The sequence below is a fragment of the Maribacter forsetii DSM 18668 genome (genome assembly GCF_000744105.1).
Classification (GTDB): domain Bacteria; phylum Bacteroidota; class Bacteroidia; order Flavobacteriales; family Flavobacteriaceae; genus Maribacter; species Maribacter forsetii.
The window spans coordinates 988,860-1,011,213 of the sequence record NZ_JQLH01000001.1 but is presented as its reverse complement, the minus strand read 5'-3'; the positions used below and the strand labels follow the sequence as shown (position 1 = coordinate 1,011,213).

General features: G+C 35.3%; 18 protein-coding genes. 8 read left to right on the top strand and 10 right to left on the bottom strand.

Going from position 1 to position 22,354, the window contains the following annotated elements:
* Nucleotides 1–6: 6 nt before the first annotated feature.
* Nucleotides 7–483 carry a 30S ribosomal protein S7 gene (gene rpsG / locus P177_RS04190; RefSeq protein WP_027064831.1) on the bottom strand — a complete coding sequence of 159 codons (477 nt, stop codon included), beginning with the start codon at nt 481–483 and terminating at the stop codon, nt 7–9.
* Between the two features lie 23 nt (nt 484–506).
* Entirely contained in the window at nt 507–881 is a 375-nt protein-coding gene (rpsL, locus tag P177_RS04185; protein WP_036152127.1) for a 30S ribosomal protein S12, read from the bottom strand.
* A gap of 402 nt (nt 882–1,283) precedes the next feature.
* Between rpsL and P177_RS04180 the strand changes: the two genes are divergently transcribed.
* The 6 genes from P177_RS04180 (at nt 1,284) to rlmB (ending at nt 12,176) form a co-directional block, all read left to right on the top strand.
* Nucleotides 1,284–4,526: a SusC/RagA family TonB-linked outer membrane protein gene (locus P177_RS04180; RefSeq protein WP_036152125.1), complete on the top strand. Its 3,243-nt coding sequence runs from the start codon at nt 1,284–1,286 to the stop codon at nt 4,524–4,526.
* Nucleotides 4,527–4,556: 30 nt separating this feature from the next.
* Nucleotides 4,557–6,233 carry a SusD/RagB family nutrient-binding outer membrane lipoprotein gene (locus P177_RS04175; RefSeq protein ID WP_036152123.1) on the top strand — a complete coding sequence of 559 codons (1,677 nt, stop codon included), beginning with the start codon at nt 4,557–4,559 and terminating at the stop codon, nt 6,231–6,233.
* An 11-nt stretch (nt 6,234–6,244) separates the two neighbouring features.
* Nucleotides 6,245–7,111: a hypothetical protein gene (locus P177_RS04170; protein WP_051941707.1), complete on the top strand. Its 867-nt coding sequence runs from the start codon at nt 6,245–6,247 to the stop codon at nt 7,109–7,111.
* A gap of 83 nt (nt 7,112–7,194) precedes the next feature.
* Nucleotides 7,195–10,566 (top strand): VCBS repeat-containing protein, encoded by a 3,372-nt coding sequence (locus P177_RS04165; RefSeq protein ID WP_051941706.1) that lies wholly within the window; start codon nt 7,195–7,197, stop codon nt 10,564–10,566.
* A 62-nt stretch (nt 10,567–10,628) separates the two neighbouring features.
* Nucleotides 10,629–11,375: a hypothetical protein gene (locus tag P177_RS04160; protein ID WP_157486444.1), complete on the top strand. Its 747-nt coding sequence runs from the start codon at nt 10,629–10,631 to the stop codon at nt 11,373–11,375.
* A 66-nt stretch (nt 11,376–11,441) separates the two neighbouring features.
* A complete protein-coding gene (rlmB, locus tag P177_RS04155) occupies nt 11,442–12,176 on the top strand; it encodes a 23S rRNA (guanosine(2251)-2'-O)-methyltransferase RlmB (protein WP_036152120.1) in 735 nt (244 codons plus the stop codon).
* A 7-nt stretch (nt 12,177–12,183) separates the two neighbouring features.
* Here the strand turns inward: rlmB and P177_RS04150 are convergent, their stop codons facing one another.
* Nucleotides 12,184–12,930 (bottom strand): rhomboid family intramembrane serine protease, encoded by a 747-nt coding sequence (locus tag P177_RS04150; RefSeq protein ID WP_036152118.1) that lies wholly within the window; start codon nt 12,928–12,930, stop codon nt 12,184–12,186.
* Nucleotides 12,931–13,068: 138 nt separating this feature from the next.
* Between P177_RS04150 and P177_RS04145 the strand changes: the two genes are divergently transcribed.
* A complete protein-coding gene (locus tag P177_RS04145; protein ID WP_036152116.1) occupies nt 13,069–14,346 on the top strand; it encodes a replication-associated recombination protein A in 1,278 nt (425 codons plus the stop codon).
* On the opposite strand, the gene P177_RS19325 is transcribed toward P177_RS04145, so the two are convergent.
* From P177_RS19325 to radC, 6 genes are all read right to left on the bottom strand, one after another.
* Complete coding sequence (locus tag P177_RS19325; RefSeq protein ID WP_051941705.1) at nt 14,343–15,245, bottom strand: hypothetical protein; 903 nt, start codon at nt 15,243–15,245, stop codon at nt 14,343–14,345. The genes P177_RS04145 and P177_RS19325 overlap by 4 nt on opposite strands.
* Nucleotides 15,246–15,323: 78 nt before the next feature.
* Nucleotides 15,324–16,760 (bottom strand): DUF5723 family protein, encoded by a 1,437-nt coding sequence (locus tag P177_RS04135; RefSeq protein WP_036152115.1) that lies wholly within the window; start codon nt 16,758–16,760, stop codon nt 15,324–15,326.
* On the bottom strand, nt 16,757–17,302 hold the full coding sequence (locus P177_RS04130) for a hypothetical protein (protein ID WP_036152105.1): 546 nt from the start codon (nt 17,300–17,302) through the stop codon (nt 16,757–16,759). The genes P177_RS04135 and P177_RS04130 overlap by 4 nt, the downstream gene beginning before the upstream one ends.
* 52 nt (nt 17,303–17,354) lie before the next feature.
* A complete protein-coding gene (locus P177_RS04125; protein WP_036152103.1) occupies nt 17,355–18,044 on the bottom strand; it encodes a YjjG family noncanonical pyrimidine nucleotidase in 690 nt (229 codons plus the stop codon).
* Nucleotides 18,037–19,284: a polysaccharide deacetylase family protein gene (locus tag P177_RS04120; RefSeq protein ID WP_245233001.1), complete on the bottom strand. Its 1,248-nt coding sequence runs from the start codon at nt 19,282–19,284 to the stop codon at nt 18,037–18,039. The genes P177_RS04125 and P177_RS04120 overlap by 8 nt, the downstream gene beginning before the upstream one ends.
* Before the next feature lie 48 nt (nt 19,285–19,332).
* Nucleotides 19,333–20,031 carry a RadC family protein gene (radC, locus tag P177_RS04115; protein WP_036152098.1) on the bottom strand — a complete coding sequence of 233 codons (699 nt, stop codon included), beginning with the start codon at nt 20,029–20,031 and terminating at the stop codon, nt 19,333–19,335.
* Nucleotides 20,032–20,093: 62 nt separating this feature from the next.
* Between radC and P177_RS04110 the strand changes: the two genes are divergently transcribed.
* Complete coding sequence (locus P177_RS04110; RefSeq protein WP_036152096.1) at nt 20,094–20,537, top strand: DUF1569 domain-containing protein; 444 nt, start codon at nt 20,094–20,096, stop codon at nt 20,535–20,537.
* A gap of 253 nt (nt 20,538–20,790) precedes the next feature.
* Here the strand turns inward: P177_RS04110 and P177_RS04105 are convergent, their stop codons facing one another.
* Nucleotides 20,791–22,146, bottom strand: a complete 1,356-nt coding sequence (locus P177_RS04105; RefSeq protein ID WP_036152094.1) for a UDP-N-acetylmuramate--L-alanine ligase — start codon at nt 22,144–22,146, stop codon at nt 20,791–20,793.
* Nucleotides 22,147–22,354: the final 208 nt, after the last annotated feature.

Genomic DNA, 22,354 nt, shown 5'->3' with positions numbered 1-22,354 from the left:
GTCTATTTAGAATCTAAAGTGCGAAAATGCTTTGTTTGCCTCAGCCATCTTGTGCGTATCGACTCTTTTCTTAACAGCTGCACCTTCTTCTTTTGCAGCAGCTAAAATCTCTCCAGCCAATTTTTGAGCCATACCCTTTTCGTTACGTTTTCTTGCATAACTAATCAACCACTTCATAGCTGTTGATATTTTACGGTCCGGTCTAATTTGCATTGGAATTTGAAATGTTGCACCACCAACTCTTCTACTTCTAACTTCCACGTGTGGCATTACATTACTTAATGCATCTTTCCAAAGCTCTAAAGCTGTCTTCTCTTCATCAGTCTTCTTTGCATCTACGATATCAATTGCATCGTAAAAAACACCAAAAGCAACTGATTTTTTACCATCCCACATCATCATATTGACGAAACGTGTCACCAACTGATCATTAAATCTTGGATCTGGTAAAAGTGGTCTTTTCTTTGCCTGTCTTTTTCTCATTACTTCCTTTTAAACAAGTTTAATTACTTCTTAGGGCGTTTTGCACCATATTTAGATCTACGTTGTGTTCTACCGGCCACACCTGCTGTGTCCAATGCACCACGTACAATATGATACCTAACTCCTGGTAAATCTTTAACTCTTCCGCCTCTTACTAATACTATCGAGTGCTCTTGAAGATTGTGACCCTCTCCTGGAATGTAAGCATTCACTTCCTTACCATTAGTCAACCTTACCCTTGCTACTTTTCTCATAGCTGAATTTGGTTTCTTAGGCGTGGTAGTATAAACACGTGTACAAACACCCCTTCTTTGAGGACACGAATCCAAAGCAGCCGATTTACTCTTCTTAGTAATCGTCTCTCTTCCTATTCGTACTAATTGTGATATTGTTGGCATACTATTAAATAATATATAAAAATTACCCCTACTTTAAGGGTCGGCAAATGTAGTAATATTTCAGTAAAATTCAAACCAAGTTCAATTTATTTTTATTTTTTTTTGATTACCTCATTTTTACACCAAGTAAACTATAGTTAATATGTTCTTAATTCCTGAGAATTAATCACCAAATCTCATACAATTTTCGATCTGAATAAAACGCAAGTTTTTCTGTATTTTTTTGAAGAATTGCGAATATGACAAAAAAAACCATGTTGAATTATATAACTTTAAATCTGGTTCGTGTTTAATCTGTAACTCCTAATTTTACCACAAGTTCTTAAAGTTTTATTAAAATTATCTTGCATTATTAACACATTATTGTGAAGTTTGTCGCTAGCTAATTCAAATAATTTAAAAATGAGAACAAAACTAAATGGATTGTTAACGCTACTTTTAGCGTTAGTTGTGCATATTTCTTTTGCACAGCAAAAAACAGTTTCCGGTACGGTTACTGATCAGGGAGGGCTACCTTTGCCCGGGGTTAACATTGTAGTTGAAGGTACCACCACTGGTACACAAACAGATTTTGATGGTAACTACTCTATTATGGCCTCTCAAGGCGAAACATTATTATTTACTTACATCGGTCAAAAAGCTGTGAGAAAATCGGTTGGTGCCGGTAGCACAGTAAGCGTTCAGATGGAAGAAGATGCTCAAGCCCTTGAAGAAGTGGTTGTTACCGCTCAAGGTATTAAGCGTGAGAAAAAAGCTTTAGGTTTTGCAGTTTCATCTGTAGACGAAGAAGATTTAGAATCCCGTTCAGAAGGAGATGTTGCGCGTGTTTTATCAGGTAAAGCATCTGGTGTACAGATTACTGCTGCAGGTGGTATGTCTGGTTCTGCAACTAACGTTGTGGTAAGGGGTTTAAGTTCCTTTAGTGGAAGTAACCAAGCCCTTTTTGTTGTTGATGGTGTACCTTTTAGTAGTGATACTAATGCCCAAGACACTAATGGTAGTGGTTCTAACTTCTTAACTGGTAACACTGGTTCTTCTAGATTCTTAGATTTAGATCCAAACAACATCGCAAAAATTGAAGTATTGAAAGGTCTTGCTGCGGCAACTCTTTATGGTTCTCAAGGTAAAAACGGTGTAATCCTTATTACTACTAAAGCAGGTTCTGCAGTTGGTGGCAAAAAGAAAACAGAGATTACTGTTAATCAATCTTACTTTGTTAATGAATTTGCATCATTACCAGATTATCAAGACGAATACGGTAATGGTTTTGATCAAGCATTTGGATGGTTCTTTAGTAATTGGGGACCTAGTTTTGAAGAAAGTGGTCTTTCTGGATGGGGAAGACAATCAGCTATAGATGCAAACGGAACTTTAGAGCACCCTTATAGCACTACTGCGGTAGCTTCGACAAGAGAAGCTTTTCCTGAATTCCAAGGCGCAAGATATGATTGGAAACCTTATGATTCTGTAGAAGATTACTTCAAACCGGGATCAGTAAGCTCTACTTCTGTTAACATTAACGGTGCTTCTGAAGACGGAAACACAACTTTCAATGCAAACTTTGGTTATTTAGACGATGAGTCTTTTATACCTGGTAACGGTTTAACCAGAGCTAACGTATCACTTGGTGGTAGGTCTAAGCTATCAAATAAATTTACTGTTTCTGGTGCTATGAATTATTCTAGAACAGACTACAATTCACCTCCAATTGCGGCGAGTGAAGGTAATGGTACTACAGGTCTTTCCATTTTCGGTAATATTTATTTTACACCTCGTAGTGTTGACTTATTAGGTTTACCATACCAAAACCCAATTGACGGCTCTAGTGTTTACTATAGAAATGGTAACGATATCATTAACCCTCGTTGGACCGCGAACAATGCAAAATATTCTCAATTAACAACTCGTGTTTTCTGGAATGCATCTGTACAATATGACATCAATGATAATCTTAACATGACCTATAGAGCAGGTTTAGATTATTATAACGAAAGAAATGAGCAATACTCAAACAAGGGTGGTGTTGAATTTACAAGTGCTATTTTTGGTTTCTTAAATACATATGATAACAACAATACTATTTGGGACCATTATTTAGCATTAAATGGTAACTACGATTTATCAGAAAAATTAGGTATGTCCTTTAACGTTGGTGCTACCACAAGGTCTACTACTTTTGATCAGTCTGGTGTTGCAAGTACCGGACAAATAGTTTTTGACATCCAAAGACATTTCAATTATGCTAACCAGTCTCCTATTCAGTATACTGAAAAAAGAAACATTGCAGGTCTTTTAGGTCAAGTAACCTTAGACTATGACAACATGTTGTTCTTTACAGCTTCAACAAGAACTGACTGGGTATCTAACCTTACTACTGAAAACAACAGCCAAACGTATCCTAGTGCAAGTGCTTCTTTCTTGCCTACTGCTGCATGGCCTGGCATTAAGTCTGAAAAAGGTCTTAATTTCTTAAAGCTGAGAGCTGGTTTAGGTCAGTCCGCAACTTTCCCAACTGCTTACCCAACCATTAGTGTTGTTGAGCAAAACACACAAGTTTATGGTGAAGGTGGTGAAGTTACAACTAACCAAGTTGCTGGTTTTAAAGCAAATCCTGATTTGAAGCCAGAGCTTCTTTCTGAATTTGAAGTTGGTTTTGAATCTAAATTCTTTAGTAATAGAGTTTCCTTAGATTTCACTTATTTCGACAGAACTACAAAAGATCTTATTGTAAGAGAGCCTCTTTCTCCATCAACAGGATTTACTTTTACACAGAGTAATGTTGGTAAAATTGAAGGTGATGGTATTGAAATTGATTTAGGTGTTGATTGGATCAGAAGTGATGAAGCAAGCGGTTTTAACTGGAATACTAGAGCAAACTTTACTAAAAATAAATTTATTGTAACAGAGCAAGAGCAAGACATTATTATTTATGCTGGTAGTTCAACCTTATCCGTTGGTGGTAATGCGGCAATAAAAGGTGAGCAATTAGGTGTTATTGTAGGCGATGCAATCGCAAGAGATGCTGATGGTAATTTCTTAGTAGATGATGGTGGTGATTATGTAACTACTGAAGTTGATGCTAATGGAAATGTTCCTATTATCGGTAATCCAAACCCTGACTATATCATGAACATTATAAACTCTCTTTCTTACAAGAATTGGAATTTAGGTTTTCAAATTAGTCATACAAAAGGTGGTGACATCGTTTCTAACACAATTGGTACGTTATTAGGTAGAGGTTTAATTACTGAAACTTTAGATAGAGAAAACACTTATATTTTACCTGGTGTTTCTCAAAGTACTGGTGAAGTAAACAACAAGCAGATAAACAATTCTACATACTACTTCAACAATATCTTATTCGGTCCAACTGAATTAAAGGTATATGATGCATCTGTAGTACGTTTACAAGAGCTTTCATTAGGATACACTTTCCCTGCAAAAGCATTAGAGAGAACACCTTTTGGATCTCTAACTATCACTGCTCAAGGATTCAACTTGTGGTATGATGCTTATAACACTCCAGAGGGTGCTAATTTTGATCCTAACATTCAAGGTGCTGGTGTTGGTAACTCTCAAGGTTTTGACTTTATTAACGGTCCAAGTTCTAGAAGATATGGTGTTAGTATTAAAGCATCCTTTTAAAAATTGCTAATCTTAATTAATAGAAATATTATGAAAAAAATAATTAAATATATAACCGTTGTTTTTACCGCAGGAGTGCTATTAAACTCTTGTGAAACAACAGATCTAGATCTTAGGACTAGCCCTAACGATCTTGCAGAAGATCAAGCAGACCCAAATTTATTGTTGAATTCAATTCAACTTGCTTACGTAGCAAATATGTACACCATAAATGATATCGGATCTGAACTGACTAGAATCGATTATATGCTAGGTCGTAATTACTTTAACACATACCCAGGTAATACTTTTGATGATATTTGGGAACGTCTTTATAGTAGTACAGATGGTAATAATGATGTATTTACATCTGATGTAGACTTAGGTATTTTTCCTAATGTTGCCAACCTAAAGACTATTGACGCTGGAAGTGATACCGACTATACATTCCACATTGCTGTTGGACAAACTTTAAAAGCTCACATGCTTTTATTGTTGGTTGATTATCTTGGAAAAGCTACTTTAAGTGAAGCTGGTAATCCAGTTGACTTCCCGGCTCCGTTATTAGATGACGGACAAGATGTTTACGCAGGGGCCTTAGCTTTATTGACTGAAGCAGAAGCGTTATTCGCTGCCGATCCAGCTACTCAAGGTGCTGATGATTTTTTCTACGGTGGCGATACAGAAAATTGGATCAAGCTTATAAACACCATAAGATTAAAAGCTGCTGTTACTACAGGTGACGCTAGTTCTTTTAATTCAATTATTGCAGGTGGTGATTATATCACTGAAACAGCTGATGATTTTCAATGGCAATATGGTACAAGGGAATTACAACCAGACACGCGTCACCCTGATTACCAAGATGATTACACTACAAGTGGTGCTAATCTTTACCAGAACAACTGGTTGATGAATAACATGTTGGTTAAAAATGACCCTAGAATTAGGTATTACTTCTATCGTCAAGAAAGTGCAACACCAGGTGCTGCAGGCGAACCTGCGAACGAAGAGTTACTTGCATGCTCATTGGCAATACCGCCTGCTCATTATGCTGGTTACATTTATTGTTCTGTACCAAATGGCTATTGGGGTAGATCTCATGGTAATAATGAAGGAACACCACCAGATGGTTTCCAAAAAACGGCAGTAGGTGTTTATCCGGCAGGTGGACGTTTTGATGATAGTAGTTTTGATGTTGTTGGTCTTGGCCTAGGTGGCGGAGGCGGTGGTATTGAACCAATCTTCCTGGCTTCTTATGTAGATTTCTGGCAAGCTGAAATGGCTGCTACACCAGCAGCAAAAGCAATATTCTTAGAATCTGCTATGATTAAGTCAATCGAGAAGGTTCAAGGCTTTGGTTCTTTAGATTCTGGTGCAGATTTATCTGTAGCTCCATCTGAAACGGAAGTAACTTCTTATATTGATGGTATAGTTGCTGATTACTTAGCGGCTTCAGGAGATGATCAAACAAATATCTTATCTGAACAATACTGGATCGCTCTTTATGGTGGTGGCGTTGAAGCTTTCAACTATTATAGAAGAACAGGCTTCCCTACAACTTTAGCTCCTAACTGGGAATTAAATCCAGGTTCATTTCCAAGATCATTTTTATACCCTCAGACAGAGGTTATTACAAACCCGAATGTTTCGCAGAAATCTGATTTATCAACACAAGTATTTTGGGATACTAATCCAGCTGGACCAGCTTTCCCATCTGCTAACTAAAAATTAAGAAAATGAAAATAAACAATAAAATATTAGGCGCTATTATAGGTGTTTCTTCGCTAGTATTAACATCATGTGATGACGGCGATAAAGTTATTGATGAAGTCTTTGCAGAAACCACTAGAGGTGCTGTTTTAAGAACAATTGAATCTGGTGGAGTTTTTGACCGATTCGATACCTCTACTAGTTTTGGATTTACTTTTGAAGAGCAAGACTATGAAGATGGTGATTTATTGGAAAAAGTTGATTTATATATCAGCTTTGATGACAACACTGAAGCTAATGGCGATTCTACTGTAGATGAAATCTTAATTCAGACATATTTACCAACAGATTTTACTGACGGAGAATTTGGTTTACCCAGAGCAAGTTATGAAACCACTTTAGCAAATGCCTTATCTCAATTAGGTTTAGTTGAAGGTGATTTTGATGGCGGCGATGCTATACAATTTCGTTTAATCCTTACCTTAACCGATGGTAGAACTTTTACAAATGATGATAGTACAGGTACTATTACAGGTTCTTTCTTTAACGCGCCATATTTCTATGGTCCAGTTATAAAATGTATTCCACCATCACCAGTTGCGGGTGAGTACACTATTGATTTAGTTGATAGTTATGGAGATGGATGGAACGGTGCATCTATAGATGTTGTTATCGATGGCGTAGCCTCTTCTTATACTATTGAAGATGGTGGTGCAGGTACTGCAGCGTTTACAGTTCCTGAAGGAACAACAGAATTTACATTAGAATTTGTTTCTGGTGCATTTGATTCTGAAGTTACTTATGAAATCATTGCTCCAACAGGCGAGACGGCTATTTCAGATGGACCAAGTCCAGCAATAGGAGCTATTACTTTAAATATCTGTAACGGGTAGTCTACGTAATTCTTAATTTATATTATAGCTGCCCTATTCACTTAGGGCAGCTATTTTTTTTCAATAAAGTTAAATAATCTCCTATGTCATATTCGTCTAAGACCAAAAGCGAAACTATAATCATTCAAACATTATTAAGTTTATGTCTATTAATGATATTGTCTTGCGCTGAAAACAAAAAAGACACTATAGCAGAATTCCCTAACAATGAATCAAAGAATATTAAGATATTTGAAAGTATCGTTAGTGAGTATAGCCATATCAATTTCAGTAATGATTTAGTTGAAAATATAGAAACTTATGATAATGTTTTTAATTTCGATTACTTCTACAATGGTGCAGGTGTAGGTGTTGAAGACATAAATAATGATGGATTATTAGACATTTTCTTTTCTGGTAATCAAGTAGACAACAAACTATATCTAAACAAAGGCAATTTTATATTTGAAGATATTTCTACAACAGCTGGTATTAACATCAACAAAAAATGGTGTAATGGTGTAACCTTTGTAGATATCAATAACGATGGTTGGCATGATATTTATGTTTCACAAGGAGGTCCTAACAATAGGAGTAACAGAAACAACCTTCTATACATTAACAATCATGACAATACCTTTACAGAAAAGGCGAAAGAATATGGAATTGACGATCCGGGCATCTCCACTCAAACAGCATTTTTTGATTTCGATAAAGATGGCGATCTTGATTGCATCGTAATGAACGAAAATGAATTATATGGTCTAGACCCCATATCTCTTCTTAAAGCGGTTAATAGTTCAACGGAAACCAAATACTTTAACAGTAGTCACTTTTACGAAAATGTAAACGGACAATATTTAGATGTAACGAAAGAAGTAGGATTGGAAAATCCAATATTTGGCTTGGGTTTATGTGTTTCTGACATTAATAAAGATGGATATTTAGACATATATATTTCTAGCGACTATTACTTACCTGACGCGCTATATCTAAATACCAAGAATGGTGGTTTCAAAAACTCGGTAAAAGAACTCACCCAACATATTTCATTTTATGGTATGGGCTTGGATATTGCCGATATAAACAATGATAAATTACAAGACATATTTGTTTTAGACATGGCTTCTAACGACCATTTTAGAGCCAAAACACTTATGGCTTCAATGAGTACAGAGAAATTTAATTACCTCACTAATACTGCTGGTTTTCAATACCAATACATGTTCAATTCACTTCAATTGAATTTAGGAAAGAATCACTACTCCAATATCTCTCAACTTACATCAATGGCAAGCTCTGATTGGAGCTGGTCCGTATTAATGTCAGATTATGACAACGATGGATTAAAAGATGTTTTCATTACTAATGGGTACCGTAAATATGCATTAGATAATGATTTTCAAAATAAAGTATACCAAAACAAGGTTAAATACAAAGGCAATATCCCAAATAGCATAAAACAACAATTGTATGACGAAATGCCTTCTGAAAGTCTAAGTAATCTTATATACAAGAATTACGGCAATTTAGACTTTAAAGAAATTAGCAGGAATTGGGGCTTAGAAGAACTAACATTTAGTAATGGGGCGGCACAAGCAGATTTTGACAATGATGGCGATTTAGATTTGATTCTAAACAATATTGATCAGACAGCTCTACTATATAAAAACAATACAGTTGAAAATGATTTAGGAAACTTTTTAAAAGTTAAGACCAATGATCAAAATAAAGAGTCATTTGCCAAGGTTACCATCTCACATGACAACAAAAATCAATTTGAAGAAATAAAAAGGGTAAGGGGTTACATGTCTTCTCAAGAAAATTCTGCACATTTTGGCATCGGAAAATCAACGAACATAGACACTGTTAAAATTGAATGGCCAAGTGGAAAAATAGCCTACCAATTTAATGTTAAACCAAATTCAATACTAACTTTTTCAGAAACAGATGCGAAATCTATTTCCAGCAAACCATCTTTTGATAAAAACTCCTTTTTTATTGCAAAGAACGATCAGGAATTCAAATTAGATTTCAGACACAAAGAAACAAGCTATGATGACTTTGCACAAGAAATTTTACTGCCCTACAAACAATCTAATACCGGACCGTTTATGGCCAAAGGAGATGTTAATAGTGACGGAAAAGAAGATCTGTATGTAGGTGGTGGGTCAGGACAGTCAGGATCAATTTATCTGCAGACTCAAAATGGCTTCATCAAAAAAACTCCAAAATCTTTTAAACTAGATAAAGGTAAAGAGGATGCTGAATCAGTATTCTTTGATTTCGACAATGATAATGACCTAGACCTTTATGTTGTAAGTGGAGGAAATGAGTACGGAGAAAGCTCATCTTATTATGCAGATAGATTATACCTAAATGATGGCAATGGTAATTTTCAAAAATTAGATACCCCAATATTGCAATCTCTTCCCAAAAGCGGTAAATCTGTTACCATCATAGATTTTGATAAAGATGGTGATAATGATGTTTTAGTTGGTAATAGAATTATACCACACAATTACCCATTGCACAGTGCATCTATTCTCTATGAAAATGATAACGGAATATTAAAGAATGTAACTAAAGCTATTGTTCCTGGGCTAGAAGATTTTGGATTAATCAACAGTATTATTACCACGGATTTTAATAATGATGGTTGGCAAGATTTTATTGCCGTAGGTGAATGGACCCCTATTGGTATGTTTGAAAATAAAAATGGAAAATTTGAACGCCTAACCACCAGTGACTCATCTTTACATACCAAAGGCTGGTGGTTCAAAATAAAAGAAACGGATATAAATAATGACGGAAATAAGGATTACATAGTAGGTAATGTTGGTAGAAACATCAAATTTACCGCTAGTGAAGAAAAACCTTTTAAAATTTTCGCCAATGATTTTGATAATGATGGCGTAAATGACGTGGTATTAAGCAAAAAATATCATGAAACATATGTACCTGTAAGAGGAAGAGAATGTTCTTCCCAACAAATGCCATTTATTAAGGATAAATTTTCTACTTATAATGATTTTGCTCAAGCAACCATGGAAGATATTTATGGTGAGAAATTAAAGGAAGCATATTCAAACGAAGCAACAGAATTTAATTCTATACTACTTTTAAATAAAGGGAATAATAAATTTGAAAAAATCAACCTACCCAATGAGTCTCAATTATTTCCAACTTTAGCCATATCATTGTTTGATTTAAATAATGACGGATTTGAAGATTGCGTAGTTTCAGGAAATATATATGAAACTGAAGTTGAAACACCAAGGTTAGACGCTATTTCTGGATTGGCTTTAATTTCTAATGGTAAAGATGGCTACATACCATCTACCATGGAGAAAACGGGTCTTTATCTACGTGGAAATGTTAAAAGTATGGAATCAATAAAATTTAATGACCAGACTTTGTTAGTCACTGGTTTTAATAACGAGAAACTAAGAACTTTCGAATTAACAAAAAATTAAACATGCTGAATATAAGAGGTTTAAAAATTATTTTTAAATTAAGCATCTTAAACAACCAAACCATGAAAAAAATCTTAATGTTAGCTATTACTGCAATAGCAAGTACAACTTTACAAGCTCAATATTCTGGGCAAGTGCCAACTAATATGGGAGGAGCTAGTCAAAATGCAGCCGCAGGTGCCGCAATAGCAAACTTCTTAGGTCCTGTAAACGAGGCTTATCAAAAAAGACGAGAAATAGATTTAGACAAATTTCAAGGTTCCCCATACACTTCCAATACTTTTGCCCCAACAATCCTAAAATACAATGACGAAGTTGTTGGCAATATTTATTATAGATACAATGCCTTGAACGAGGAGATTGAAATTAAAAAAACAGCTTCTGAGGAAGAAGCGTACCAAGCTTTAGTAAAAGATAAAGAGATTAGCCTTCTTATTAATGCTAAACCTCTAAGTTTTAAAACTTTTGTGACAGAGAAAAACGCTACTCTAAATGGGTATTTATCTCTTATTCAAAAAGGAAGCAAGTATGATCTGTACGAGAGAACCCTTGTTAAGTTTACAGAAGGGCAACCAGCACAAAATTCATTTGTAGCAGCTGTACCAAGTAGGTTTACAAAATTTACAGAATTCTATTTCCAAAAAAATGGTGTAAATAGGATTGATCAGGTTCCGCTAAAAAACAAAAAACTAATTAAGTTAGTAGATGAATCTAAAAGAGAAGAGCTCAAACTTTTCTTAAAAGAAAACAATCTAAACATTAAAGATGAATCAGATTTAATTAAAGTATTTGACTATTTAAATAGCTAAAACTTTTAATCTTAATATTTAAAACAGCCCAACAATAGTTGGGCGGTTTTTATTTACCTTTGCCCCATGCAAAAAACCACTCAAATTTATGGCTTAAGAGCCATTATAGAAGCTGTCAACTCAAATGAAGAGATAGACAAGGTATTTCTTCAAAAAGGTCTTAAAGGAGACCTTATGAAAGAATTGGAGGGTTTATTGCGCAGAAATGAAATCAATATGGTCTATGTGCCTATTGAAAAATTGAACAGACTTACAAAAAACAATCACCAAGGTGCCGTTGCCAACATCTCCCCTATCGCATTTCATACTCTTGAAGATTTAGTGGAAAAGGCGAACGAGAAAGAAGGTCCTGCTTTATTTCTATTATTAGATCAACTTTCTGATGTACGTAATTTTGGAGCAATCATTAGAACTGCAGAATGTACCGGAGTTGATGGGATCATTGTTCAAAAGAAAGGTGCCGCACCTGTAACCGCAGACACCATTAAAACCTCTGCCGGTGCTGCATATAGAGTGCCAATAGCAAAAGTAGATCACTTAAAAGATGCTGTTTTCTATTTACAGGCATCAGATATTAAAATAGTATCGGCTACCGAAAAAACAGATGATTCTGTTTATGATGTTCCTTTTACAGATTCTATAGCAATTGTTATGGGTGCTGAAGATCGTGGTATTACGCCTTCTATTTTAAAAGCTTCAGATTATAGAGCTAAACTTCCATTATTAGGTGAGATTGAATCGTTAAATGTTTCTGTTGCATGTGCCGTTTTCTTATACGAAGCCGTTCGTCAACGTTTGTAACTACAATTCACCTATCTGAATCACTTTTAGAGCTTTTCTTGAAGATGTAGTTATATTTAAAACTTTCTTCTTCCTCGAATTCCTCTTCAATGTGTAGTTCCCTGAAGTTACCGTTTTCATCAAAATGCTGTAAAAACAAATCATCTTCTTCTTTAAAATCTTCCTTTTCCCATTCATACTTTTTGGTTGGCGGAATGCGTGCTTTCACCATTTTTGCAAGGAACAATCCCGTGAGAAAACCGGCTAAATGTCCTTCCCAAGACATTCCTTCCTTAACCGGAAATATATACCAAAGCATACTCCCATATATAAAAACAACAATTAAAGAAAGTGCTACCAGTCTAAAGTGAGAACTAAATATTCCTTTGAAAAAGATAAAACTAGCCAGCACATAAATAAGTCCGCTTGCACCTATATGATAGGATGTTCTACCAATTAGCCAAGTTATTAAACCGGATAATAAAATGCCATATACAACAACTTTCCACGCAACATCTTTATAAAAATACCAAAGCGCAGTAAGTAAAATGGCTAAAGGAATTGTATTGTTATATAGGTGCTCCAAAGAACCATGAATAAACGGACTAAAAACCACTCCGCGTAATCCCAATAGTGTTCTTGGCATTACCCCCATTTCATTAAAGTTCACGCCCAAAATCAATTCTACCCAATACACGCACCAGATGACTATCATAGCAAAAAGCGGAATAGCCAGCACTTTATTAGAAAACTTAAAATGTCCCATTTCTGACATGAGCTTGTTTTAATTTATAGCTTACAATTATACTACCAACGTTTGCAAATTGGTCATATTGTCACTTCAATCCTTACTTAACAATCAATTGGCAACATACTTTTCTCTTCTCATTTAAGAATATTATATTTTTGTATTATGAACGAACCTTTAGCAGAACGCGTACGTCCAAAAACATTAGACGAATATATTAGTCAGCATCATTTAGTAGGTGAAAAGGGCTCGCTAACGAATCAAATAAAGAAAGGTATTATTCCTTCATTAATTCTTTGGGGACCTCCAGGTACAGGAAAGACAACTTTAGCAAATATTATAGCAGAACAAAGCAAAAGACCTTTTTATGTTTTAAGTGCCATAAATAGTGGTGTTAAAGATATTCGCGAGGTCATTGACAAGGCTAAACAAGCCGGCGGATTGTTCACCGCTAAAAACCCTATTCTATTCATAGATGAGATACATCGTTTTAGCAAATCTCAACAAGATTCGCTCTTGGCAGCGGTTGAAAAAGGTTGGGTAACTTTAATTGGGGCTACTACTGAAAATCCAAGTTTTGAGGTAATACCAGCATTACTCTCCCGTTGTCAGGTCTATATTTTAAATGCCTTTGGAAAAACGGATTTAGAAAATTTGATCAAAAGGGCAATGGAAAAAGACGCGTTGCTAAAATCAAAAAAAATAGAACTAAAAGAAACTGAAGCCTTATTACGTATATCTGGAGGTGATGGTAGAAAATTATTGAACGTTTTTGAATTGGTCGTTAATTCTGAAGAAAGTGACACCATTGTCATTACTGATGAATTGGTACTGTCTAAAGTTCAAAAAAACACGGTTCTTTATGACAAAACGGGGGAACAGCATTACGATATTGTATCGGCCTTTATAAAATCTATTCGTGGTAGTGACCCTAACGGTGCGGTATATTGGTTAGCGAGAATGATAGAAGGCGGTGAAGACGTAAAGTTCATTGCACGTAGAATGCTTATATCTGCTTCTGAAGATATTGGTTTGGCGAATCCTACCGCTTTGGTAATGGCGAATACAACTTTTCAAGCCGTGACTTCCATTGGTTATCCAGAAGCACGAATTGTATTAAGTCAATGTGCAATTTACTTGGCAACCTCTGCAAAGAGCAATGCAAGTTATATGGCGATAGGAAAAGCACAACAGGCAGTAAAACAAACAGGTAATTTGACCGTTCCACTTCCGTTAAGAAATGCACCTACCAAATTAATGAAAGACCTGGGCTACGGGCAAGAATATAAATATGCCCATGATTACCAAAATAACTTTGTGGATGCTGAGTTTCTACCTGATGAAATAACTGGAACTACCTTCTACAAACCTGGCAACAATGCCAGGGAAAAAGCGCTTAGCGATTTTATAAAGAACAGATGGAAAACGAAATATGACTTTTAGAATTTGATATTCAATTCTTCTTGAACCAATTTATCGTTCTCATAATATTCAAAAATCCAATCACCATCCTTTTGGTAGACCATGCCGTTTTTGGTATCTGTCTTTGCCATAAAAACATTATCAGCAGAGCTCTTCATTAAGTTCATTCTAACCTTTGGAGAACTATCTACCAATTGGTACCCGGTTTCTGTAGCCTGTGCATACCAAATATCTTTTACAGCTGTTTTTTTAACTTCCACGTTTTTTAAAACAGATGTTTTTGGCTCTGCTTTCTTAATATTGGATGCTACGGGAGTTTGATCTTTATAGTATTGTGTTTTCTCGGTTTCATCAGAAATCACCGCAGTACTTTTGGTAACTTTCTCCTTTTCTTTTGCTTTTTCTCCTTCTAAAATCTTAACAGCTTTAGACTCATCTAATTTTTTAACGTCATTTTTAAAACTAACGGTCACCGGCTCCTCTTTTTCTTTTTTATCACTATAAGTATAGTTGATGCCATTAAAAGAACGCATAGATTCTCTAATTGCTTCATTATATGCTTCTTTATACTGCTTTATCTTACTTATACCCTGCATGGTGCTAAAAACAATCTTATCATTACAGTCTATTAAATTAATGATGGTCTTGGTAGAAAACATACTACTATCATCTTGTAAATCTGCAACAACCCCCAAACATCTATTAAACTTTAAATCTTCTGGCAATTGATCTTCATATACCGTAGTAAATCCTTTACCTGTAAATAGAAATTTTATTAACGTACTTGTTTGATGTTCATTCATATTCTTAAAAGCATCAAACTTCTTTGGAACAATGATGTACTTGTAATCATCTAAGTTCTCTTGGGCATACGAAGAAAGTCCTATAAATGTGAATAGTATTGCGATAACTGTTTTCAAAACGACATAATTTTAAATTCATCGTAATATATGAAAAAAGCATGCCAAAAAAATAAAAGAAGCTTAGAAGATGTGCTACTATTTACGACCCCATGATATAATATTCAACCCAAGTTGAAACGATGCGTAGTTAGTTGCCGCTATATTATTATAAGATAGCAGGTTATCTGCCATAACATAAAAATTAACAGGTCCGGCTTGTAAATTCATTCCCAATCCTATATTGGTTTTACTAAATTTATCTACAGTATAAGTTCCTTTAAATGCCAAAGCATTACCTATTCTACGGGTATAAAAACCTGTTAATGCCATTTGTGGACCTCTAGGCCTATTAATCATATATAATTGTCCACCAAATGAATTTCTGTATGTAGTGCGCAACTCGCCACCAGAAGAGCCAGCTGTACAATCACAATTTTGCGAACCACCATTACCCACAGGTTCGCCAAAATCATTTCTAATAGATGCATATAATTTTGTAGGTCTAAACGAAACATAGCCTTTAGTGTCGGTTTCAAAAGGCACTACATCCTCAATTTCATCTACCAATTCTTGCCAAAAATCTCTATCTAAGCTTGCAAAATTTTCAAGTACATCTATTTCTATACCTTCTACAGATGTATTTCCTTTTAAATTATAACTTTTAGAGTCTCCAGAATGATAAATAAAACCTATGTCCAATAAACTGCCGGTAAGCGTTGTACGTTCAGATAAATGATATGTAAACCCCAGGTCTACACCTAAACCTAGATCCCCACCAAATAGGGCTCTACTTATAATTTCATTTCCAAGGGCATCATCGTTATTTGCATCTCTTAAACTTCGTAGTCCAGATGTACGCAGCAGCAAATCTGCATTCAAATTCGTTGCAATTAAATTGTTCTGCCCCTCTACATTACTTAAATGTCCATTATTTGTTGAAGAACTATAGTCCGCAATAGCCGAGTATAATTTTCCCCTTGCACCTACGGTTAAATTACGATCTATTCTTTTATTGATACCAAAATGAAAAACATTGACCAAAGAACCACGAACCTTTAAATCTCCCAAATCATATCTTCTACCCAACTGATCTGCATTACCGTCAAATAACAGATAAGCATAATCTTGAGGCCAGTAGCCTATATTGTCAAACTCAAGATATCCGCCAAACGAGTAAAATATATTCGGATTCTCACTTCTGAATCCGCCACTCAAATATTCCATTTGTATCGTGGTACTTAACTCATCTTTTGGAGTAAGTACATCTAAAGCCCGCTCCCTGAATTTTATATTGATATCTATACCATCATTGGCAAAAATATCATTGACGGAAATAGCATTAGAACCAGCATACCCAGAAATACCAGATAACATAGGCACACCTGCATACCATTTAAAATCAGATTCTACACCGGGGTTTACAGATAGTGATTGCGGTATTTCATTAAAATCATATAGAATTTGCTTATTCTGAGCTTTTAAACTCAAAGTAAGCAAAACGCCTGCTATAAAAAAGCAATGGCATAATCTCATCGTATATCTAAAGTAAATTGTGCACTAGAACGAAGCACGATTGCAGGATCTTGTAAAGTGGACTCGCTACTATTATCACCTAAATTAATAGCAGTCAATCTTATTTCTGAAGTAGCTTTGATAATATCTAGACTTTTACCGGTTGCCCCATATGCCACATCTCTTTGCAGAATTGCCGTTGGTGCCGCATCCATACTAAAAACTTCGGTATCCAATACATTTTCGGCTTCATCTAAAAACTCTAGTCTAATTTCTATAGGTTTACTGGTAGTGTTCTCTAACTCATAAGTAAGCACTCCAGCTAGCACTCTTTCAGCAAAAAACGGCTCTTCAAAAGCATCAAAATTAAAATCCTGAGTAAAAAAATCTAGACCTTCCACCCTGTTGATCAAGGTCTCTTGGGCCTTTACGTAGAAAATACTGGTTTCATAATCTGGAGTAATGGTTAAATCGTCTAACTGATCAAAATCTTGCTCTTCAGAACAAGACGTTACCAGCAGTAGACCTACCATTATCAATGCCAGAATACGTACCATTTTCATCACCTCAAACAAGTTTTATACTTATAGACAAGCGTCTATAGTAGTAGTAACTCTACAAAAGGGATTTTATTTCTTGCAAATCGTAAATAATAGGAGCAATATTGTGACTTTCTTCTTTATGAGCGTTAAAGTGTAGGGTATAAAACCCTAATGATTTAGCGCCCATAATATCCGCTTCTAAGCTATCACCGATCATCAATGATTTCTCTGGCAAGACACCAGCGCTATCTAGAGCCAAATTAAAGATAACCGGGTTAGGCTTTTTAGCTCCTGCCATTTCAGAGTCTATAATCTGATCAAAATAGCCATGAATACCAGCGTTTCTAAGCTTCTTTTCTTGAACTTCTTGAAAACCGTTGGTTATAATATGTAATTTATACTTCGGCTTTAAATACTCTAACACCTCTATCGCATTAGGAAATAGAGTATTAAATGAAGATAAATGGTTTATGTATTCTTCGGATAACATATGAATAACATCATCTGTAACCGGATAACCCATTGTATCAAAAACCGATTTTAAACGTTGATACCGCAATTCTGATTTTGTTATTTTATCTTCTCTAAACAATCTCCAAAACTTCAAATTTGCAGGTACATAAACCTCTAGAAAAGCTTCTAATTCCACTTCAACTTTTTGCTCGTTGAATATTTTCTTAAATGTAAGTGCCGAGTTCTGATCAAAATCCCACAAGGTATGATCCAAATCAAAAAAAATATCTGTTACTTTACCTTCAAACATGCTGTTGTTTTATTACCTCAGAATAAACGGTCATCCAATCTCTATCTTCCTTATTTCCTAAAACTTCATTAGAAAACATAGCTATCAGTGTACCATTAACTTTTTTTACCTCATTCGTCAACAATTCTATTTGACGATAAATCTCTTCATCCTTCTTAATCTTAGATAGGGAAATATCATGAATAGCGAACGGATGCACTTTTATAGGCTGATTTACCTCTAACGGAATATCGTAAAATTGAAACGGAGTACAAGTACCTGCTCTAAAACCAAGCTCAAAAGTATACCCCATAGTAAAGTCGTTCGTAAATTCCGCTGCGATCAAATTCCTATAAGTTTGCGGTACATCTACCCTATTATATCGCATTTTACAATTGTTAACAGGTCTGTTAATGACCTCTTCCAAATTTGCTTTCTCCTTTTTTAAAAGTTCAAGATCAGAAAATGAACTATAACTAGCCGCCAATGAAACCGGCATATAATCTGCCACATGTTTAATGAGCGACTTAAATTTTATGCTATTTGTTGATACGTTTTTATCGTACTTCGAATAATCCGCAAACTGAAAAAAGAAATTACATTTTATTTTATTCTTTTTGTGCAAAGCGATGAGCTCATTGTAATTATCATAAGGATCTTTTTGCCTATTTAATCCCACAGCAATACGTTCTACCACCCTCTTTAGCTTGAAGGTACCTAAGTCCATCAGCATCCCTACAACACCACGCATGAGACCACGGTTGGCATAGCAATGAGAAGTGGCCACATCTATAACAGAAATAAAATCATACGTTTTGTTTTTATATTCCAAATCCGCAAAACGTTCTTTCAGTGCATTTAACAGTTTGAAAGCCCAAATATCAACAACAGGTTTTTTAAGGAATCCGTTTTGAAAAGCGATACTGTCTTTAGGAGAAAACCTACCATGTATATCCTTTACATGAGGTAAATACTCTTCATATCTAGAGAGCATAAAGAAACTAGCGGCAAAAATATCAAAAGGTAACGTGCTTCTTTCCCCTGCCTGAAAAAAACAAGGCGTACCATCATAATCCCCAATATTCAACTGAATATCATTAATTCCCTGTTCAAACAACAAATCATTGCTACGAATAAAGAATTCGTTCTGCAGGGGTTGTTTTGTATAGGTGATCTTTGGTCCCGTATGTTTTATAAACTCTTCTACCTTGGTAGTGAAATCTAGGTCAATACCCAATATGTTCACGAAGATATGCCTCATGATATAGGTAAGACGCGGAGTGATTTTATGTGTATAAATCAATAACATTTATAGAATATTTTCATCTGCAAAGCTATAGTAACTTTTTTGGGTAATGATTAAATGATCCAACACTTTAATATCTAAAGTTTCACTGGCAATTTTCAACTTCTGGGTAATCTGCTTATCGGCAGCACTGGGTCTTAAGGTACCTGAAGGGTGATTGTGGGCAAGAATAATGGCAACCGACCCAAGCTCTAAAGCTTGTTTCATCACAATACGCACATCTACCAAAGTACCGGTAATACCACCTTTGCTTAATTGTGCCTTATGTAATACTTTGTTGGAGTTGTTGAGAAAGAGAATCCAGAATTCTTCATGTTCCAAATCGCCCAACAGCGGTTGTAGAATTTCATATACATCTTTACTGCTTCCTATTTTTTCAATTTTGGCGGCATCTTCTCCCCTTCTTCTTCTACCTACTTCTAAAGCGGCTGCTATGCTTACTGCTTTTGCTTCACCAATACCTTTAAAGGTCATCAGCTGTTTTATAGAAAGCCGACCTAATTCGTTCAGGTTGTTATCTACAGATGCCAAAATACGTTTAGACAATTCAACCGCACTTTCTGATCTACTACCCGAACCTATTAAAATGGCAATCAGTTCAGCATCAGATAATACCGAACGACCCTTCTGTACTAGCTTTTCTCTTGGCTTATCATCATCTGACCAATTTTTTATAGATAACGAGGTTGGTTTATCGTGCATTGGCTAAAGATACAGAACAAATTATTTTATGGTAAATTTATACATCAATTAAAAAACCAACCATGAAATCGATATTAAACGAAGAGGCATACCAAGAAATTAAAGGTAGAATTGAGCAACTCTCAGAAACCTCTGAGAAAGGTTGGGGTAAAATGACCGTTGGGCAAATGGTGTGGCATTGTCAGTATCCATTAAAATTAGCAATTAAGAATACACCCAATACTTCTAAAGGCAATTGGTTCGTAAAAACGTTCTTTAAAAAGTCTTTATATAATGATAAACCATGGCGTAAAAATTTACCGACTGCACCTCAACTAAAAACAAAAGAAGATAAGGTATTCAGTACCGAACATGAAACTCTTAAAACTTTAGTGAATGATTTTTATGAAGTTCGTGATCGCAAAGAATGGTATCCGCACCCTGCATTCGGACCATTTACAAAAGAGCAATGGGGACAAATGCAATACAAACATTTAGACCATCATTTGAAACAATTTGGAGTGTAATTTAGTTGTTGGTTGTTGGTTGTTAATTGTTGGTTGTTAATTGTTGGAAAAAAACAAATTCAAGCTCAAAAGTCAAGTTCAAGTTCAAAAAAATTCAAAGGACAAACTCAAATTCAAGCTCAAAAAGACTTAGTACTTTGTACTTAATACTCTTTACTCTATTTTCTCTATTCCAACTTTGTACCTAGTACTTTTTACTTAATACTTAATACTTATTACTTTGAACCTCGTACTTATTACTTCGTAATTCCCCTTAACCCATCAACTCTTGAAATCTCTTCAAATCGAATCCGCCATAATTACCTGAACTCATAAGTAACAATGTGGTATTATCGTACGCCTGACTCTCTAGGTATTCATGAAACGAAGCTGCATCGGTAAAAATCTTTAGGTCTTTTCTTTGAAAAGCTTCTGAAATTTGTTCTGGAGTAACGGCTTCTAACTTCTTAATAGCTACAGATTCTGGCAAGAAGAAAATAACTGCTTCATCAGCGGCATCTAATGCACCTTTGTATTCCTTTAAGAACTCAGGGTTAAAACTGCTGTACGTGTGCAACTCTAAACAAGCTATCAGTTTTCTATTTGGGTATTGCTCTTTCACCGCTTTTGTAGTAGCAGCTACTTTACTTGGGGAGTGTGCAAAATCTTTATAGGCGATACTTGAATTACCTTCTGCTATTTTTTCTAAACGTTTAGACGCACCTTTAAAAGTGGCAATAGCTTCGTAAAAATCATCCTCGTCAACTCCCATGTTTTGGCAAATCCACTTTGCTCCTGCCAAATTGCTTAGGTTATGTTTCCCAAAAACCTCAATGGGCATTGGTCCTTCATTTGTTTCCAACAGCGTTTCCCCTTCTTCTACACTATATTCAGGTGTGGTATACGGTAATTTTCTAATGGCATTTTCAGATGCTTCAACAATCTCTTTTACTGTTTCGTCTTCTATATTATAAGTTATAGAACCACCATTAACGATACTATCAACGAATATTTTAAACTGCTCTACGTAATTCTCAAAAGTGGGAAAAACATTAATATGATCCCAAGCGATACCACTTAACAAAGCAATATTAGGTTTGTATAAATGAAATTTAGGTCTGCGGTCTATTGGGGACGATAAGTACTCATCACCTTCTAGCACGATAAAATCATTATCCTCGGTAAGGTGCACCATTCTATCAAAACCATCTAATTGTGCCCCTACCATATAATCTACCTCAATATCATTAAAGTTAAGTACATGAAGGATCATTGAGGTAATGGTTGTTTTACCATGGCTACCACCAATAACTACTCGGGTTTTATTTTTAGATTGCTCGTATAAAAATTCTGGGTAAGAGTAAATAGTGATTCCCAATTCTTGGGCTTTTAGCAATTCTGGGTTATCTGCTTTGGCATGCATACCCAATACAATAGCATCTACATTACTTGTTACTTTTTCAGGAAACCAGCCAAACTCTTCGGGTAGTAATCCTTTTGCCGCTAATCTAGATTTAGAAGGTTCAAAAATAACGTCGTCACTACCTGTAATAACATATCCTTTATGTTCTAGAGCCAACGCTAAATTGTGCATGGCACTTCCTCCTATTGCAATAAAATGTATTCGCATTACTAAATTTTAGGTGGCAAAGATACGTATTGTGCATTTACTATTTTCCAATTCCAACAAAACTAGAGCTTAGCAAATCCCTTAAAAAGCGGCATTATCATCGACGAAATACGTTAATTTTTAACACTTTTTATCATGTTTAGTAGTATTCACCTTACATTATGGTGTTTTCACAACATATAATTTCCTACAAATACAACCGGAAATA

Excerpts from the sequence above, each read along its gene's own strand:
- P177_RS04130 (WP_036152105.1), bottom strand. The coding sequence starts at position 17,302 with ATGAAAATGGTACGTATTCTGGCATTGATAATGGTAGGTCTACTGCTG.
- P177_RS04120 (WP_245233001.1), bottom strand. The coding sequence starts at position 19,284 with ATGAGGCATATCTTCGTGAACATATTGGGTATTGACCTAGATTTCACT.
- P177_RS04105 (WP_036152094.1), bottom strand. The coding sequence starts at position 22,146 with ATGCGAATACATTTTATTGCAATAGGAGGAAGTGCCATGCACAATTTA.
- P177_RS04170 (WP_051941707.1), top strand. The coding sequence starts at position 6,245 with ATGAAAATAAACAATAAAATATTAGGCGCTATTATAGGTGTTTCTTCG.
- P177_RS04175 (WP_036152123.1), top strand. The coding sequence starts at position 4,557 with ATGAAAAAAATAATTAAATATATAACCGTTGTTTTTACCGCAGGAGTG.
- radC (WP_036152098.1), bottom strand. The coding sequence starts at position 20,031 with ATGCACGATAAACCAACCTCGTTATCTATAAAAAATTGGTCAGATGAT.
- rpsL (WP_036152127.1), bottom strand. The coding sequence starts at position 881 with ATGCCAACAATATCACAATTAGTACGAATAGGAAGAGAGACGATTACT.
- rpsG (WP_027064831.1), bottom strand. The coding sequence starts at position 483 with ATGAGAAAAAGACAGGCAAAGAAAAGACCACTTTTACCAGATCCAAGA.
- P177_RS04180 (WP_036152125.1), top strand. The coding sequence starts at position 1,284 with ATGAGAACAAAACTAAATGGATTGTTAACGCTACTTTTAGCGTTAGTT.
- P177_RS04110 (WP_036152096.1), top strand. The coding sequence starts at position 20,094 with ATGAAATCGATATTAAACGAAGAGGCATACCAAGAAATTAAAGGTAGA.
- P177_RS04125 (WP_036152103.1), bottom strand. The coding sequence starts at position 18,044 with ATGTTTGAAGGTAAAGTAACAGATATTTTTTTTGATTTGGATCATACC.
- P177_RS04165 (WP_051941706.1), top strand. The coding sequence starts at position 7,195 with ATGTCATATTCGTCTAAGACCAAAAGCGAAACTATAATCATTCAAACA.
- rlmB (WP_036152120.1), top strand. The coding sequence starts at position 11,442 with ATGCAAAAAACCACTCAAATTTATGGCTTAAGAGCCATTATAGAAGCT.
- P177_RS04135 (WP_036152115.1), bottom strand. The coding sequence starts at position 16,760 with ATGAGATTATGCCATTGCTTTTTTATAGCAGGCGTTTTGCTTACTTTG.
- P177_RS04160 (WP_157486444.1), top strand. The coding sequence starts at position 10,629 with ATGAAAAAAATCTTAATGTTAGCTATTACTGCAATAGCAAGTACAACT.
- P177_RS04150 (WP_036152118.1), bottom strand. The coding sequence starts at position 12,930 with ATGTCAGAAATGGGACATTTTAAGTTTTCTAATAAAGTGCTGGCTATT.
- P177_RS04145 (WP_036152116.1), top strand. The coding sequence starts at position 13,069 with ATGAACGAACCTTTAGCAGAACGCGTACGTCCAAAAACATTAGACGAA.